Origin of the sequence: Microcystis sp. (assembly GCF_048564745.1) — a bacterium.
GTDB classification, from domain to species: Bacteria; Cyanobacteriota; Cyanobacteriia; order Cyanobacteriales; family Microcystaceae; genus Microcystis; species Microcystis ichthyoblabe_A.
In genome coordinates this window covers 1-15,804 of sequence record NZ_JBLZRT010000172.1, presented here as the reverse complement: position 1 = coordinate 15,804, position 15,804 = coordinate 1, and the positions used below count along the sequence as shown (strand labels likewise).

The following is a 15,804-nucleotide window of genomic DNA, read 5'->3' as shown; positions in this document are numbered from 1 at the left end:
AGATAAATCCAGGTAAAAGAATTATTATCTTTTGGGATGTAGCTTCCTATCATAGAGGGGAATTAATACAAGGTTTTTTAGCTGAAGTAAATGAAGGTTTAGCCCCAGAAAACTGGAAAATAACCTGTCATTTATTTGCTCATTATGCTCCTGAAGAAAATCCGATTGAAGCAATTTGGCTATCATTAAAAACTCTGGTAAGGAGATGCTACCGTTTCTGTAAAAATTTTCGGAATCCAACTGGCGATAACTATACCAGCGCACACAGGTTATCGCCGATTCAAAGCTACTAATGTCTAGGCTAGTTATACTAAATCCGTTGAGTATAGGCTACTTATGAGGACAGGCACTCATGCAAAAGGCACTCATGCAAAAGGGGGAATAAATAATCAGTCTTTAATAACCGGATTTAGTATGAACTCTCGAAAATTAATTATGCAAGAACTCTAGTAATCAGTGGACATCTTCAATAATTAAGATTTTAGCTTGGTTGAGAGTTTGAACATTTGTACTAAAATTTCCCAGACGCAACTTTAGCCGCTTAAATCGCACCATTGAGGGGAAATCCCCCTTAACTAGGTACGGTAAGCCCCTAGGAGCCAACAAACCAGTCAATCTAGAATAATCTCTAGAGTATAAAAGTAATCTCTTATAGAAAATGCAGCCAACCAATCCACAACAATTTACTGAAAAAGCTTGGGAGGCAATCGTCAAAACGCCAGACATTGCCAAACAGAACAGCCAGCAACAAATCGAAAGCGAACATCTAATGAAAGCCCTTCTCGAACAGGAGGGATTAGCGGGCAGTGTCTTTAGTAAAGCTAATATTAGTCTAGCCCGTTTGCGGGATCGAACCGATGACTTTATCCGTCGTCAACCGAAAATCTCTAACCCCGGCGACTCGATTTATTTAGGTCGTAGTTTAGATAGTTTACTCGATCGAGCGGAAAATTATCGTCGAGAATTTGGAGATGACTTTATCTCGATCGAGCATTTAATTTTAGGTTATGCTAAAGATGATCGCTTCGGTAAAAATATTTTTCAAGAATTCGGACTTACCGAAAACAAACTCAAAGAAATTATTCAACAAGTCAGAGGTAGTCAAAAAGTGACCGATCAGAATCCAGAAGGCAAATACGAGGCCCTAGAAAAATACGGACGGGATCTCACCCAATTGGCGCGGGAAGGTAAATTAGACCCCGTAATCGGACGGGATGACGAAATCCGTCGCACGATTCAGATTCTCTCGCGTCGGACTAAAAATAACCCGGTTTTAATCGGGGAACCGGGAGTAGGAAAAACCGCCATTGTCGAAGGATTAGCCCAGCGGATTATTAACCGTGATGTGCCAGAATCTCTGTTAGATCGTACCCTCATTTCTCTCGATTTAGGCGGCTTAATTGCGGGAGCAAAATATCGCGGGGAGTTTGAGGAAAGATTAAAAGCTGTCCTCAAGGAAGTCACCGATTCCCAAGGCAATATTATCATGTTTATTGATGAAATTCATACCGTTGTCGGTGCGGGAGCCACTCAAGGGGCAATGGATGCGGGCAATTTATTAAAACCAATGTTAGCCCGGGGTGAATTGCGTTGTATTGGGGCCACTACCCTCGATGAGTACCGCAAATATATCGAAAAAGATGCGGCGTTAGAAAGACGCTTCCAAGAGGTTTTAGTAGATGAACCAAATGTGGTTGATACTATTTCGATTCTTCGAGGTCTTAAAGAACGTTATGAGGTGCATCATGGGGTGAAAATTGCCGATAATGCTTTAGTGGCGGCGGCACTGCTTTCTAATCGTTATATTAGCGATCGCTTTTTGCCCGATAAGGCCATTGATTTAGTTGATGAAGCGGCGGCAAAATTGAAGATGGAAATCACCTCTAAACCAGAAGAACTCGATGAAATTGATCGCAAAATTCTCCAGTTAGAAATGGAAAAACTTTCCCTACAACGGGAATACGATCCAGCTTCGCGAGAACGGTTAGAAAAGTTAGAAAAAGAACTGGCTAACCTCAAGGAAGAACAATCGGGATTAAATGCCCAATGGCAAGGGGAAAAAGAGATTATCGATAAAGTTCGTGGGGTTAAAGAAGCGATCGAACAAGTTAATCTAGAAATTCAACAGGCTGAACGAGATTATGATTATAATCGCGCCGCCGAATTAAAGTTCGGAAAATTAACCGATCTGCAGCGGCAAATGTCCGCCCTAGAAACCCAATTGGCCGACAAACAAACCACCGGTAAAAGTTTATTAAGGGAAGAAGTTCTCGAATCGGATATCGCCGAAATTATCTCGAAATGGACGGGAATTCCTCTCAATAAATTAATCGAATCGGAAAAAGAAAAACTCCTCAATCTGGAAGAGGAATTACACGAAAGTGTCATCGGTCAAGAAGAAGCGGTCACAGCCGTGGCCGAAGCGATTCAACGTTCCCGCGCTGGTTTATCAGATCCCAACCGTCCCACGGCCAGCTTTATTTTCCTCGGTCCGACAGGGGTTGGTAAGACAGAATTGGCGAAAGCTTTAGCTCGCAATCTCTTTGACACGGAAGAGGCCCTAGTTCGCATCGATATGTCGGAATACATGGAAAAACACAGCGTTTCCCGTCTCATGGGTGCGCCTCCGGGATACGTCGGCTACGATGAAGGGGGACAATTAACCGAGGCAATCCGGCGTCGTCCCTACTCTGTCATCCTTTTTGATGAGATTGAAAAAGCCCATCCCGACGTTTTTAACGTTATGTTACAAATCCTTGACGATGGGCGCTTAACCGACTCTCAAGGTCATCTGGTTGATTTCAAAAATACCATCATTATTATGACCAGTAATATCGGTTCTCAATACATTTTAGACGTGGCCGGTGATGAGTCTCGTTACGAGGAAATGCAGGCACGAGTGATGGAAGCAATGCGGAATAGTTTCCGTCCCGAATTCCTCAATCGTATCGATGAAACGATCATTTTCCATAGTTTACAAAAAGCGCAACTGCGATCGATTGTCAAACTACAGACAGCCAATCTCAGCGATCGCTTGATGGAACAAAAATTAGCCCTGAAACTTGCCGATATTGCCCTCGATTATCTAGCAGAAATTGGTTACGATCCAGTGTACGGTGCGCGACCCCTAAAACGGGCAGTACAAAGATATGTGGAAACTCCGATCGCTAAGGCAATTCTGCGCGGCGAATTTAAAGGGGGAGACACGATTTTTGTCGATGTGGCCGATGAAAGATTGACCTTTAAACGGTTAGCTTCCCCGGTAGTAACTGCTTAATTAAGTAGGGTTGGCTGAATCTTATTGGAAGCCTTACTAGAAAATGGTTTTGGGACTTTTTTAGTCAAAAAAGTCCCAGAGACAAACGTTGAGAAATCGAGGGGACTTTTTCAGCAAACCCTAGATCGTGATATTGGCCTCTTTCAGTTTACAGGCAGCGATCATGGCTTCAGCCCTACCGCGTTCCCTCAAGGGAACATCGACCCATGCAGTGAATTTATTCGCCGCATTCCAAAGACTTTGGCCGTGACGAATTAATACAAGTTTTGACATGGGTTTTCTTGGCGAATGGGGAAGTGGGGAAGTGGGGAGGAGACCGACTCGGAGAATACTGACGACCGACTCCTAGAACCTACGAAATCGTGTGAATTTTGAGGAAATTGGTGCCTTTAGTTTTCTGCATGGGAATTCCCGCCATAATCAAGATTTTATCGCCCGATTGCGCTAGATTTTTCTGAAGCAGAATTGATTCCGTTTGCTTTAACACATCCTCAAAGACGGACACCTGATGATCGAGAAGAATCGGGATCACACCCCAGACTAGATTGAGACGGTGATAGACTCGTTTATTGGGAGTCATGGCAATGACGGGAACCGAGGGACGTTCCTTAGAAGCCAGTAGCGAAGTGTAGCCAGAGGTGGTAAAAGTGACAATATAACGGAGATCAAGGGTTTGATCGATCGCCACTAAAGCCTCACTGAGAGCGTGAGTTTCATCGGACTGATTGGGGGGAGCATTATCAAACTTCACATCCGCTTCCACATCATGGGCGATTTTGGCCAACATAGCCACCGCTTTGACGGGAAAATCTCCCACTGCTGATTCCCCCGATAACATCACCGCATCGGTTCCATCGATAATTGCATTAGCCACATCACTGGCCTCGGCCCGAGTCGGTCGGGGATTGTGAATCATGCTTTCTAACATCTGGGTGGCAGTGATGACGGGAATAGTTTTCATGTTGCAGAGTCTGATAATGCGTTTTTGCAACATGGGGACTTTTTCGGGACTTAATTCTACCCCCAAATCGCCCCGGGCCACCATAATGCCGTCACATTCCTCGATAATTGACTCTAAATTTTCGATCGCTTGCGGTTTTTCAATTTTAGCCATCACTGGCACATCCCCATGATTTCTCTCGGCTAAAAATGCCTTAATCGCCTTGATATCTTCTCCTTTACGAACAAAACTGAGGGAAACCCAATCAACCCCCTGAGAAAGACCAAATTCTAGGTCTTGTTTGTCTTTTTCGGTCATGGAAGGTAAGCGCAAATTGAGACGGGGTAGATTAACTCCCTTGCGACTCTTGAGAATTCCTCCCTCCAACACTTGACATTTTAGGTCTTTTCCGTTAATTTCAACGATTTTTAGCTCTAATAAGCCATCATCGAGGAGAATTTGCTCACCTAGCTGTGCTTCCTCGGCCAGATAGGGATAATCGATCGAAACGGTGTTCGTTTCTCCCCGATACTCATCCATGGGTACAAGGGTGAGATAATCGCCGTCGTTGATGGTAATGGAACCATTGGGGAGATTACCGACGCGAATTTTCGGTCCTTGTAAATCTTGCAGGAGAGTGATAGGATTGTCTAATTCTTGAGAAATTTGCCGTAAAAGGCTGACAACTCTCGCATGATCTTCGTAGCTACCGTGGGAAAAGTTTAGCCGCGCTACATTCATCCCCGCACCGATCATCTGCTTGAGGACTTCTGGCGAATTACTGGCAGGGCCGATCGTGGCTACGATCTTAGTTCTATGGGTAATAATTGACATGGAACCCTTACTAATCGATCTTGGGACGATTACATGATATTCACTTTAGGTTAACTAACGGTGAAGCGAAAAACAAATTAAGCTTTTCCACAGACTTGCAATCGCTCCCGGTCCACTGCTTCACCGTCAGGAGTCAGTGATCAGTGATCAGATTTGAGTTTTCAATACTATTAAGTGGCAAGTTGGGAGCTTTCCTTTCACTGATTACTGTTTACTGGACGGCTACGCCGTGCCTTTGGCAACACTGAAAAAAGCTCCAGCGCTCCCCTGGAGTCTTAACGAGTAATTCAGATCGTCAACAGCTTATATAGCCCGCATTTCCTTATCTTCCTCCACATCGAGAACTCCCTGGACTGCCTTTAAAGAAGGGATCAGCGATCGAGAGGCCGAACCGGTAATAATGCCAGAAACCGATAATATATTATCTACTGTCATGCCCAGGGATTGTAAATTATTGGCCACTGTCTGAATATCGGCTAAATGCTGTTCATCGATCGTCACGATAATCTGTTCCATGGCTATTAATGAAAGTAAAAAGATGAGCAGGAGTCGAGAAGGGAGAGCAGGGGAGATGGTGAGCAGGGAAGTGGGGAAGTAGGGAGATGGGGGAGAAGGGAGAGGGGAGACGGGAGAGAATAAATAAAAATAATCTCCTGACTCCTAATTCCTGAATACTGACTGCTAAGGCGCTTGGACCAGTCCACTACCCACATCAACGGTGGGAATAGACAGTCGCAAGGCTTTCGAGGTGAGTAACTGCCATAGTTGCGCCCCGCGCACCCCCGAAGCTTGAGCGTGGAGGGCTGCAATTCCAGCCACATGGGGGGTAGCCATGCTGGTGCCGTTAAAAACGTCGTAACGTCGGGGCATCGGTACAGAAGAATAGATCGCCACCCCGGGGCCGGCGATATCTACGTTAGCACCTTGGGCAGTACCGGAACCACAGGAGAAAGAGGCTAATCGCAGATTACTATTGATCGCTGCCACAGCCATAATTGAGGGACTATTAGCCGGTTGACCCACAGTACCAGGCCGGTGATTGCCGGCCGCCGCGATAATCAAACAACCATTTTGCAGAGCGCGACGACCGATAGTTTCGTAGGCAGTGGAAGGAGTTGGAACTGTATTGCCCAAGGACATAGAAATCACCGCACAGCGACTGGCGATCGCCCATTCCATGCCGGCGAGAATCCAACTTTGGGAGCCACTGCCAGCATTACTGAGAACTTTGCCCGCATAAATGGTGGCTTCGTAGGCGACCCCATAGCGGCGACCGTTGACATCTTTAAATCCGCAAGCGGTGCCGATACAGTGAGTGCCGTGACCTTGACCATCCTGCACCGCTTCTCCCGGTACAAAAGACTTACTTTGGATCGATCGCCCAAAAAAGTCGGGATGCTTTAAATCCATACCCGTATCTAATACAGCCACATTAATGCCGCGACCAGTGCGACCACGGGAATTGATTACTTTCGTGGCTTTTAATCCCCAAGTGGATTGGGCATCATCGAGAAAGGCTAGGGCTGCGAGATCCTTATCTCCCGGCTCTTTTTTAGCCTTGGACTGTTCATAAAGATGATTGACGGCATCGCGATAACCCTTGAGGTATTCCGAGGATAAACCCTCCTCGATCGCATAGTAAATTCGTTCGGGTTCGATCGCTAAAATTGCCGAACTTTCCCCCGCTATGTTCATGACACCGCTCAAGGCTAAGTCATCCAGGGAAACCACTGCCACCCCCAAAGTCGGAAAGGTTCCCCCTCCCGCCGCATCTAGTTCTGAACTGTCCATGGCCGAATCGGCAAAGTCCCGGGCATCGGGCAAGGCAGATATCCCCGCCACATCTCGCAGGGCGGCGATTCCTTCCGGGGTTGCTCCATCTTGGAAAGTAACAATATATCGCCCCGTGGTTTCTTCATTTGAGGCGGTACTGGGGATAGGAAAACTCGCTTGTCCAGACATAAAAAATACCTCCAAAAAATGGATATTTTGCTAATACAATCACAGAAAAATGGCTTAACCACCAGCCTTTTTATCGAAGATTTTTCAATCATCAACCACTGGTCTAACCATCCTTTAATTGTTCAGGATGGTTCGGCAAGAGATGAGTCAGTTAATTACCCACCCTCAAAATGTTCACGGTTTGGGAAACCATTTTCCTAAGTTCACTTCGGTCTCTAAGTGCCGTTGTTTCTGGACTCTAACCCTACTGGTGTTAAATTTTTTCTAGTAATTCGGGTTCTGGGAAACAACGGAACTAGGTTAGGGAATCTCAATCAATTTTTTTATGTATTTAGCCTCAAACCGATCATATAAGTTTAAAACCCTCACCTTATATCCGATCTTTATTAAGCTATGGTTTTCTTTCTGCGATCAGCCTAACATTACCTCAAGGATTTTGGTCAAAAAATTTACAAATCTTTGACAATGCTTGGCAGCACGGGGGAACAAAATAATACTCATGTTCTAACGGCAACCCTGAATGATTCAGTCGGAAAACTGGCTTTCACGGTAGGATAAACTAATAACCATCTCCGCTCTTCGGCGTAGCTCAGAGACCACTCCTTTAGATTTCGTTATGACCAACACATTAGACGATAAAGCCATAGTCAAGGACTATTTTAATGCCACAGGATTCGATCGCTGGCGCCGGATTTATGGGGATGGCGAAGTTAACAAAGTACAAAAAGATATTCGCATCGGTCATCAACAGACGATCGATACCGTTATCGGTTGGTTAGAAAGTGATGACAATTTGCCCGAACTCTCAATCTGTGATGCTGGTTGTGGAGTCGGTAGTCTTAGTATTCCCCTCGCTAAAGCGGGCGCAACTATTTTCGCCAGTGATATTTCTGAGAAAATGGTGACAGAAGCCAAGGAAAGAGCAGCCAAAGAGTTAGCAGATACCAGTAAACTCACCTTTGCCGTTCAAGATTTAGAAGCATTAACCGGCCAATATCACACGGTCATCTGTCTGGATGTTCTTATTCACTATCCCACAGAAGAAGCCTTAGGCATGATTAAACACCTGGGATCCCTAGCTCAATCCCGTTTAATCCTCAGTTTTGCCCCTAAAACCTGTTTATTAACCATTCTCAAGAAAATTGGTCAATTTTTCCCCGGTCCGAGTAAAACCACTCGCGCTTATCAACACAAGGAAAAAACTATTATCGCCGCTTTAAACGAAAATGGCTTTAAAATCGAACGGACGAGTATGACTAGCACTCGTTTCTATTTTTCCCGTATCCTCGAAGCTGTCCGCAGTGAATAAATAATGGCAGTCACCACCAGCAAATTAATCGAGTGGAAACAGCAAAAACGCGCGATTGTCACCCTCACAGCTTGGGATTATCCGATCGCGCGACTGCTCGATCGGGCAGGAATTGATATTATCTTGGTAGGTGATTCCTTAGCTATGACCGCTTTGGGCTATCCTACCACTTTACCGATCACCCTCGAGGCGATGATTCACCACGCGGCGGCCGTGTCTCGTGGGGTAAAACAAGCTTTAGTTGTCTGTGATTTGCCTTTTCTCAGCTATCAGGAAAGTGTCAGTCAGGCAATTCACTCCGCCGGAAGGATGTTAAAGGAAGCGGGAGTGCAAGGGGTAAAATTAGAGGGAGGTTATCCCGCTATGATCGAGACGATTAGACGTTTAACCGAGATAGGCATCCCTGTTATGGGTCATATCGGATTAACTCCCCAGTCGGTGCATCGGTTAGGATACCGTCAGCAGGGAAAAACTCCATCGGATGCACAAAGATTAATCGAGGAAGCTTTAGCCTTGGAGAAAGCGGGAGTATTTGCCCTGGTTTTGGAACATATTCCCGCCAATTTAGCCGCTACTATTACCGATAAATTGACTATCCCGACGATTGGTATCGGTGCGGGGGAAGATTGTGATGGTCAGGTGTTAGTAACGGCGGATATTCTAGGATTAACCGAAAAAGCTCCCCCTTTTGCCAAAGTTTATGCTAATTTAAGCGAAACAATTACAAAAGCAGTTGTAGAATTTGCCAAGGATGTGAGGAGAAATGAATAACGGCGAAAAAGCCACCTTTGGGGCCGGCTGTTTTTGGAAAACCGAGGACGCATTTCGGCGTTTATCGGGGGTTTTAGCCACTTCCGTGGGTTATATGGGGGGACATTTCCCCAATCCTAGTTATCTCGATGTGTTATCACGAATTACCGGCCATGCGGAAGTGGCACAAATTGCCTATAATCCCCAAGAAATAAGCTATGAGGCGTTATTAGCCGTTTTTTGGTCAATCCATGATCCGACTCAGTTAAATCGCCAGGGACCGGACCGGGGAGAACAATATCGATCGATTATTTTCTATCACACCCCGGAACAAAAGTTAATCGCCACTGCTTCCAAGGGTCAACTACAACTATCGGGAAAGTTTCAGCAAGATATCGTTACTTTGATCGAACCCGCAGGAGATTATTATCTGGCCGATCAGTCCCATCAACAGTATTTAGAGAAAAAACAGGCTCGATCGGTCGGGGATTTGCAGAAGAAAATATAAAGACAGGTTCGGGGTATAATGTAAAGTTGCTTTCGCAGGAGATCAGGAAAAATGCCCGAGGCGGTCGGAGTCATTCAAACGTTGGGTTTTCCCCCCGTTTTAGCGGCGGCGGATGCCATGGTTAAAGGGGGACGAGTCACCCTAGTTTATTTCGATCTAGCGGAAAGGGGCGAATTTTTGGTGGCGATTCGCGGTCCGATTTCCGAGGTTAAACCGGCAGTAGAGGCAGGATTAGCGGCAGCGATGACCGCTTTTGGTGGCAATGTGGTCAGTCATTACATCGTACCGAATCCTCCAGAAAATGTACTGGCGGTTTTACCAGTGCAGCATACGGCTAAGTCAGACCGTTTTCGCAGTTAATTTCCCTAGCGATTGGCCCCAAACTAGACTATAGTTAAAGACTGGAAAATAGATTGGATTCTATCAATTGAACTTATCTGATTTTTGTTATTAGGAGTTAATTTATGACAGCCCAACCCGCGGTGGGATCGATCGAGACAAAAGGTTTCCCCGGTATTCTAGCGGCCGCCGATGCGATGGTAAAAGCAGGACGGATCACGATTGTTGGTTATTTAAGGGCAGGAAGCGCCCGTTTTACCCTCAATATTCGTGGGGATGTACAGGAGGTAAAAACCGCTATGGCTGCCGGCATTGAAGCCGTCAATAAAACCGAGGGGGCAGCTTTAGAAACCTGGGTAATTATTCCCCGTCCTCACGATAACGTGGTGGCTATTTTACCGATCGATTATAGCGAGGCAGTGGAACCTTTTCGTGCTGCTGCCGACGGTGCGATGGCACCAATCCGTCGTTAATATTCAAGGTCAATTTTTTGTTACTGGTTGGAACTTGTCTAGTTCCAACTTAGTTTTTAATGATGATTTAAGTTTTAGTCAGAAAACCAAATTTGATAGTTGCTGCAACAGTTGCACCCATAACAGTGACTATCAAAGCCCATATTTGAGCCGTTGCCCTTTCTTTCAAGTCTTTGAGTTGGGAAACTTCGGCCTCTATTTGTTGACGTTTGATGATTTTTTCATAAAGAACATATTGGCCCAGCGCATTTTTTAAGTCTTCGACTTCCGATGTTCCGATAAAGCTTTTAATTTCATAGGATTCATTGGCAACAGCTAACCATCCTTTGATCGCATCTTTTAAGTTATGGGTGACTTCTTCTAGGCTATCACCTTCCGTGATTCAACCTGGAAGGGCTGGAACTTCTGCCCAATAACCGCCTTCTTCGGCAGGATGAATAATCGCTTTAATTTTCATAGCTGACTTGGGTTATCAAGAGTTTCTAATCTTCTTCTAATATAGCCTGAATTTTTGCTAATCGTTAGTTAATAGAAGTTATCCAAGAAATGGGAACGGCTATCACGTCAAGGGTTTCGTTATTGTCAAACATTTCTAGGAGATAACCTGCTTCTGGTTGTTGTTCATTAGGAGGTAAATATTCAATAATTGTTCCCTGATCACCTTTTTAAAAAATAGTGTCGGGGACATCTCTACATAATTTGACTTGTTGAAAAAGTTGGACGGTTTGCATTATTCATACTCCTTAATTTTATCGTAGTAAAGAGTAACAAAATTAGCTTTTTGATTATTTTTATCGATCTGCCAAATACTAATTCACTTTTTCATGCGGTTCTATATAAACTCTATGTGATTATACATTTCTTCGGGTTCAAGAATTTCCCAGATTAAGAGTAGTCCTCGAATTATTTGACCAATAGATTTACTTTGTTGGGGACAGTAAGCAATTCCTGCATGAGTGATAGATGATTGATTGATTCTTAAAAAATCAGTATCTTGAGTAAAAATCACGCGACCATTGGCTAAAGCAAATTGCAATTGTATTTCATCAGATACCCCCAATAAATTTTCTTCTGGAGTGGTAGTAACATCAAGGCCTCGCTGGCGCAATCCAAGAGCAATGCTATAGCTTACATTTTCATCAAGGTGAAATTTAATTTTATTGCCCATTCATTTTTTTTAGTTTTTCTTGGACTAGAGAAGGTGTTTTAGCTTGCATTTCCTTGGCAAAGGTATCATCATCTGTGATTTGTTGTCTAATTTCTTCAAGGTGATCGTGATAGTAAGAAAGGGCCGCGTAAACATCAGCTAAAGTAATGCTGGGATAATGATAAACAATTTCATCGGGTGACATTCCCAGGCGTTCGTGCCAAATAACGACATCTTGGACTTTGATGCGATGACCTGCGATGCGCGGTTTACCGCCACAAGTTTCTGGGGTAATTTCAATGTGATTGATTAAAGTTGTTGTCATTGATAATAACGAATTTGTCCGATTATAGGGTCACAAGGAATCTGCGCCCAAATGTCATATATATTATATCACGTCAAGGTTTATAGAATAATTTTATTATGACAACTCTTATAAACTTGATGCTAATTGAGGCGCGACAATAGTTTCGAGGGAAAAAGCATTCAGATCCGTTAAGCTTTTGGCGTGTTCCAAGGTGATTGCACAAATATTCCCCTGCTGATCAAGATCAACTAAGGTATTTTCATTGATTTCTTGAGTCTCGACAATGGGATTGTTATTGAACTCTAGGTATAGAGTATCCGTATCTTGAAAGTAGGTGATTTTCATGGCTGACTTGGGTTATCAAGAGTTTCTAATCTTCTTCTAATAGTGATTCATTTGGTGGGTGATTGCGGTTTTGAGAATTGTCCATCATATTTGAACGTTAAGCGACAGCGAAGCCTGTATAGGGTCTAATTTCAGGGGATTTAAAGGCTAAAATAATCTGGTTTTGAGGGATTCCCGCAGCTACTAATTCATCGGCAATACCATCCTCAGTTCCGTCGTGTTGAATCCAAATTTTTTGATCAATAATATCAATATGTAATAGGGTTCCGTAGATTCGATAACCATTTTGCCAACCTGTTTCAACCAATAAATAGCGATCGCGGGTTTGATCTAGGACTAATTCGATTTGGATTTGGTGATCGGTGTCGAGGAAGTCGGCATAATCTTGGAATGTTTTTTCAATAATTTGCCGATATTGGGCAATTAAGGAAGCCATCGTACAATTACCTCCTGGTTGGGATCAAAACTAAATAACTCAATAATACCATCTTCAATTAAGGTTTGACCTGCTTCTTCTTCAAATACTGTTTTGCAGGTGTTTTCGCTAACAGCCAAAAATAGTTTATATTCGGGATAATAACGCCTTAAAAGATGGGTATAAACGACAAATTGACCAACTGCCTCTTCAAGGTCTTTCATATCAGAGGGACGAGTAAAGCTCTTAATTTCAACGGCTATTTTTTCTGTTCCCTTTTCTGCGGCTAATAGTCTTTCTGCTCCCAAATCAACAAACAGGTTTTTACCTCTTGCTAAACGAATCCGTAGGGGGTCATGGGTAATTGTCCAGCCGTCTTTGATTAGGGCGTGTTTTACACAGTCATGGAAAATATCTTTGGCAGGCATTGTTTTTTATAGATAAAAACTGAAATTTTCTCAGGTTTACTTTAAGTTATTGTCTGAATCTCCTAAGTTTCCTTGAATTTGCCCTAACAATTCCTCACAATCTTTAACCAAGGTAATCCCCAATTCTTGGCATAATTCAAGCGCTTCTTGGCAATAGCTGAGGGCAAGTTCAGGGCGATTGGTTTTGTGGGCGATTTCGGCGAGAAACACCAATTTGGATTTGAAGTAGCGCAATGTTTCTAAATTATTAGCGATAGACATCTCTTCGATGTTTACATTGCAAGATGAGTATTGCCTGTTTTGGGTCATCAATTTCATAGCGAACTCGATAGTCACCAACACGCAAACGGTATTCATAATCAGAATTTTTTAATTTAACTACACCAGAGGGACGCGGTTCTATTGATAAATCTTTGATTTTTTCAAGAATACGACTTTTGATGGGATTAGGTAAGTCATCAATCTGTTTTTGTACAGATTTAGAGATTTTAATACTATAATCCATTGTGATTTAATCCTTGCTCAAGTATTGTTCAAGGGTCACATAGTCGCCTGATTGATATTCATCCCGAACTTGTTGAAGTTCTGCTAAGGTTTCCTCGTCGTCTTGATAGGAAGTTTCTTCTGCTTGAAAAATTTGTTGTTCTAGTATTTCTAATAATTGTTGTTTTTGCGTTAAGTCAAGGGATTTAATCGCTTCAGTTAGAGATTCAAACGTAATTTTAAGATTGATGGTGGTACTCATGAAATTTCTCCTATTTGGATAAAGAGTTAAATTTTGAGAATTGCTTTAATTTTCATGGTTGGTATAGGTGATCAAGGATTTCTAATCTCCTTCTAATGTAACCTGAATTTGCCCTAACAGTTCCTCACAATCTTTAACCAAGGGAATCCCCAGTTCTTGGCATAATTCAAGCGCTTCTTGGCAATGACTGAGGGCAAGTTCAGGGCGATTAGTTTGGTGGGCAATTTTCGCAAGGACTCTTAAACTATAGGCGATTAAATATTTATGATCAATAGCTTGAGAAATTACTAAGGATGCTTGAATTTTTCTTTCTGCTTCGCTGTAGTTTTCTAGTTTGAGCAATATACTCCCTATAGTATGTAGAGAAGATGCTACCCCTTGCTCATCGCCGATTTTTTCACTGATGTCGAGAGATTGCTGGTGATAGGCGATCGCTTTTTCATACTGTCCCAAGGAAGAATAACAATTGCTTAGATTACCGAAAGAAATTGCCACCCCTTGCCGAAAGCTGATTTTTTCACTGATGTCGTGATATTGCTGGTAGAGGTCGATCGCTTTTTCATACTGTACTAGGTCATAATAACAATTGCCTAAATTCCCGAGAGAAACTGCCACCCCTAGGCGATAACCGATTTCTTCACTGATGTCGTGAAATTGTTGGTGATAGGCGATCGCTTTTTCATACTGCCCCAATAATCTATAACAACTGCCTAAACCCCCTAGAGAAATTGCCACCCCTAGGCGATAACCGATTTCTTCACTAATGTCGTGATGTTGCTGGTGATAGGTGATCCCTTTTTCATACTGACCCAAGTCTTTATAACAATTGCCCAGACGGTTTAATGAGTTGCGATGACAATCTTGTTCTCGTTGACTCCCTGCAATAATTTCCTCATACAGTTCTGCTCGCTTACGATAAAATCCTTGTAAATCCAAAAAACTATTAACCGATTTATCTTTCCCTTCTCCTCCTCGATCCTCATTCAAAATATCGTAAGCTAACTGCCATTCTCCCAATTCCCCTGCATGGTGAAACGCCTCTAAATATTCCTTCAAATCTTCCAAGGATTCCCAGGGAGGGACAGGTAAATGAGCTAAATAATAATCTAAGGCTAATTGATGGGCAGATCGCAATATTTCAGGATTTGCTTGATCTTGCACCACCATTGATATTAAAGGCAAAAACTGAAACTGTCGCCGTTTTACATTGTATTCGGGGGGAAATTCTTGTAATAAAGATAAACGAGCTAAATAGCGTAAATCTTCCTCAGTTATTGCTGGAATTAACCCCTGCGCTAACCCTAAATCAAAACTCTCGCGCAATACCGATAACCGCGTTAAACTCTCCCTAAACTCTTTCGATAATCGCGCTAAACTGGCGGTAATCACTTCTCTGACACAGGTTTCCGTGTCGCGGTGATAACCCTCCACATCAAACATATTTAAGCCCAAATTTTGCGACTCGGTGACAGAAACCCCTTTCCCAAACTTATCTTTCATCAAACTACAAACCAATTCCATTAAGAGGGGATGACCTCCCATTTTATCGACAAATTGGGCTAATTCTTCATCGCTTCCCGTTAAGCCGTGATCTTCGGTGACATAACGCATCGCATCCGCTTCTTTTAACCCTTTTAAAGGCCAAGAATAATAATAATCTTGCAAATTGACGGGGAATTTTAGCTGTTCTCGACTGGTGACTAATAGCTTACTGCTGCTTTCTGTGTTTAACCATTTTTGCAAGAATTGCTGATAAACCAAATTTACTGGGGCAGTTAGTACCGTTTCCAAATTATTCAACACTAATAAACAGGGTTTAGCGGTTAACCCTTTGCTGATTGCGTCTATTAATTGCCCATCATTCCATTTTTCATCATAATTTTGTTTGGTTCTTCCGAACTTACCATGTAAAATCAACTAGCAAAATGCCAATTTAATAAACATCTAAGACTAAAGTTTTTAAAGTTTCTAAATCCATAGCCTCTCCTTTTAATCACCTTCAGTTTATTATTAATTCCTTCCACT

Annotated in this window: 20 protein-coding genes and 2 pseudogenes; 7 read left to right on the top strand and 15 right to left on the bottom strand. The window is 43.1% G+C overall.

Features of this window, described 5'->3' with window-relative positions; all coding sequences use genetic code 11:
- Positions 1-233: pseudogene (locus ACOCD9_RS18630) on the top strand (transposase); the annotation flags it as partial.
- Positions 234-658: 425 nt separating this feature from the next.
- Positions 659-3,277: an ATP-dependent chaperone ClpB gene (gene clpB / locus ACOCD9_RS18625; protein ID WP_287702580.1), complete on the top strand. Its 2,619-nt coding sequence runs from the start codon at positions 659-661 to the stop codon at positions 3,275-3,277.
- Between the two features lie 120 nt (positions 3,278-3,397).
- On the opposite strand, the gene ACOCD9_RS18620 is transcribed toward clpB, so the two are convergent.
- From ACOCD9_RS18620 to ACOCD9_RS18605, 4 genes are all read right to left on the bottom strand, one after another.
- The gene (locus tag ACOCD9_RS18620; protein ID WP_287702582.1) at positions 3,398-3,550 is read right to left on the bottom strand and encodes a histidine phosphatase family protein; all 153 of its coding nucleotides are present in this window, start codon (positions 3,548-3,550) and stop codon (positions 3,398-3,400) included.
- 79 nt (positions 3,551-3,629) lie between these two features.
- Positions 3,630-5,051, bottom strand: a complete 1,422-nt coding sequence (gene pyk, locus ACOCD9_RS18615) for a pyruvate kinase (RefSeq protein WP_287702584.1) — start codon at positions 5,049-5,051, stop codon at positions 3,630-3,632.
- A 303-nt stretch (positions 5,052-5,354) separates the two neighbouring features.
- Positions 5,355-5,567 carry a ketohydroxyglutarate aldolase gene (locus ACOCD9_RS18610; RefSeq protein ID WP_149107051.1) on the bottom strand — a complete coding sequence of 71 codons (213 nt, stop codon included), beginning with the start codon at positions 5,565-5,567 and terminating at the stop codon, positions 5,355-5,357.
- Between the two features lie 165 nt (positions 5,568-5,732).
- Positions 5,733-7,013, bottom strand: coding sequence for a S8 family serine peptidase (locus tag ACOCD9_RS18605; protein ID WP_287702587.1), 1,281 nt, complete (start codon positions 7,011-7,013; stop codon positions 5,733-5,735).
- A gap of 616 nt (positions 7,014-7,629) precedes the next feature.
- On the opposite strand from ACOCD9_RS18605, the gene bchM reads away from it, so the two are divergent.
- From bchM to ACOCD9_RS18580, 5 genes are all read left to right on the top strand, one after another.
- Positions 7,630-8,322, top strand: coding sequence for a magnesium protoporphyrin IX methyltransferase (bchM, locus tag ACOCD9_RS18600; RefSeq protein ID WP_419548150.1), 693 nt, complete (start codon positions 7,630-7,632; stop codon positions 8,320-8,322).
- Between the two features lie 3 nt (positions 8,323-8,325).
- On the top strand, positions 8,326-9,093 hold the full coding sequence (gene panB / locus ACOCD9_RS18595) for a 3-methyl-2-oxobutanoate hydroxymethyltransferase (protein ID WP_419548149.1): 768 nt from the start codon (positions 8,326-8,328) through the stop codon (positions 9,091-9,093).
- The gene (gene msrA / locus ACOCD9_RS18590) at positions 9,086-9,580 is read left to right on the top strand and encodes a peptide-methionine (S)-S-oxide reductase MsrA (protein WP_419548148.1); all 495 of its coding nucleotides are present in this window, start codon (positions 9,086-9,088) and stop codon (positions 9,578-9,580) included. Before panB ends, msrA begins: the two co-directional genes overlap by 8 nt.
- 51 nt (positions 9,581-9,631) lie before the next feature.
- Positions 9,632-9,940, top strand: a complete 309-nt coding sequence (locus tag ACOCD9_RS18585) for a carbon dioxide-concentrating mechanism protein CcmK (RefSeq protein WP_002782143.1) — start codon at positions 9,632-9,634, stop codon at positions 9,938-9,940.
- A gap of 104 nt (positions 9,941-10,044) precedes the next feature.
- Complete coding sequence (locus tag ACOCD9_RS18580) at positions 10,045-10,392, top strand: carbon dioxide-concentrating mechanism protein CcmK (RefSeq protein WP_002733188.1); 348 nt, start codon at positions 10,045-10,047, stop codon at positions 10,390-10,392.
- 67 nt (positions 10,393-10,459) lie between these two features.
- Here the strand turns inward: ACOCD9_RS18580 and ACOCD9_RS18575 are convergent.
- The 11 genes and pseudogenes from ACOCD9_RS18575 to ACOCD9_RS18525 form a co-directional block, all read right to left on the bottom strand.
- A pseudogene (locus ACOCD9_RS18575) lies at positions 10,460-10,849 on the bottom strand (element excision factor XisH family protein).
- Between the two features lie 375 nt (positions 10,850-11,224).
- On the bottom strand, positions 11,225-11,560 hold the full coding sequence (locus ACOCD9_RS18570) for a DUF5615 family PIN-like protein (protein WP_150975360.1): 336 nt from the start codon (positions 11,558-11,560) through the stop codon (positions 11,225-11,227).
- The gene (locus tag ACOCD9_RS18565) at positions 11,550-11,864 is read right to left on the bottom strand and encodes a DUF433 domain-containing protein (protein ID WP_002753976.1); all 315 of its coding nucleotides are present in this window, start codon (positions 11,862-11,864) and stop codon (positions 11,550-11,552) included. The genes ACOCD9_RS18570 and ACOCD9_RS18565 overlap by 11 nt, the downstream gene beginning before the upstream one ends.
- 108 nt (positions 11,865-11,972) lie before the next feature.
- Positions 11,973-12,191, bottom strand: coding sequence for a DUF2283 domain-containing protein (locus ACOCD9_RS18560; protein WP_002734335.1), 219 nt, complete (start codon positions 12,189-12,191; stop codon positions 11,973-11,975).
- A 97-nt stretch (positions 12,192-12,288) separates the two neighbouring features.
- Entirely contained in the window at positions 12,289-12,627 is a 339-nt protein-coding gene (locus ACOCD9_RS18555) for a XisI protein (RefSeq protein WP_002732833.1), read from the bottom strand.
- The gene (locus ACOCD9_RS18550; protein ID WP_002734551.1) at positions 12,615-13,034 is read right to left on the bottom strand and encodes a XisH family protein; all 420 of its coding nucleotides are present in this window, start codon (positions 13,032-13,034) and stop codon (positions 12,615-12,617) included. The genes ACOCD9_RS18555 and ACOCD9_RS18550 overlap by 13 nt, the downstream gene beginning before the upstream one ends.
- 36 nt (positions 13,035-13,070) lie before the next feature.
- The gene (locus ACOCD9_RS18545; RefSeq protein ID WP_287702596.1) at positions 13,071-13,295 is read right to left on the bottom strand and encodes a hypothetical protein; all 225 of its coding nucleotides are present in this window, start codon (positions 13,293-13,295) and stop codon (positions 13,071-13,073) included.
- Positions 13,282-13,539, bottom strand: coding sequence for a type II toxin-antitoxin system RelE family toxin (locus ACOCD9_RS18540; protein ID WP_052275388.1), 258 nt, complete (start codon positions 13,537-13,539; stop codon positions 13,282-13,284). Before ACOCD9_RS18540 ends, ACOCD9_RS18545 begins: the two co-directional genes overlap by 14 nt.
- Positions 13,540-13,545: 6 nt before the next feature.
- Positions 13,546-13,779 (bottom strand): hypothetical protein, encoded by a 234-nt coding sequence (locus ACOCD9_RS18535; RefSeq protein WP_002800859.1) that lies wholly within the window; start codon positions 13,777-13,779, stop codon positions 13,546-13,548.
- An 81-nt stretch (positions 13,780-13,860) separates the two neighbouring features.
- A complete protein-coding gene (locus ACOCD9_RS18530) occupies positions 13,861-15,696 on the bottom strand; it encodes a tetratricopeptide repeat protein (RefSeq protein ID WP_419548147.1) in 1,836 nt (611 codons plus the stop codon).
- Positions 15,693-15,804 (bottom strand): transposase (locus tag ACOCD9_RS18525; RefSeq protein ID WP_036400142.1); only part of this gene is annotated, 112 nt, incomplete at its 5' end. The genes ACOCD9_RS18530 and ACOCD9_RS18525, both read right to left, overlap by 4 nt.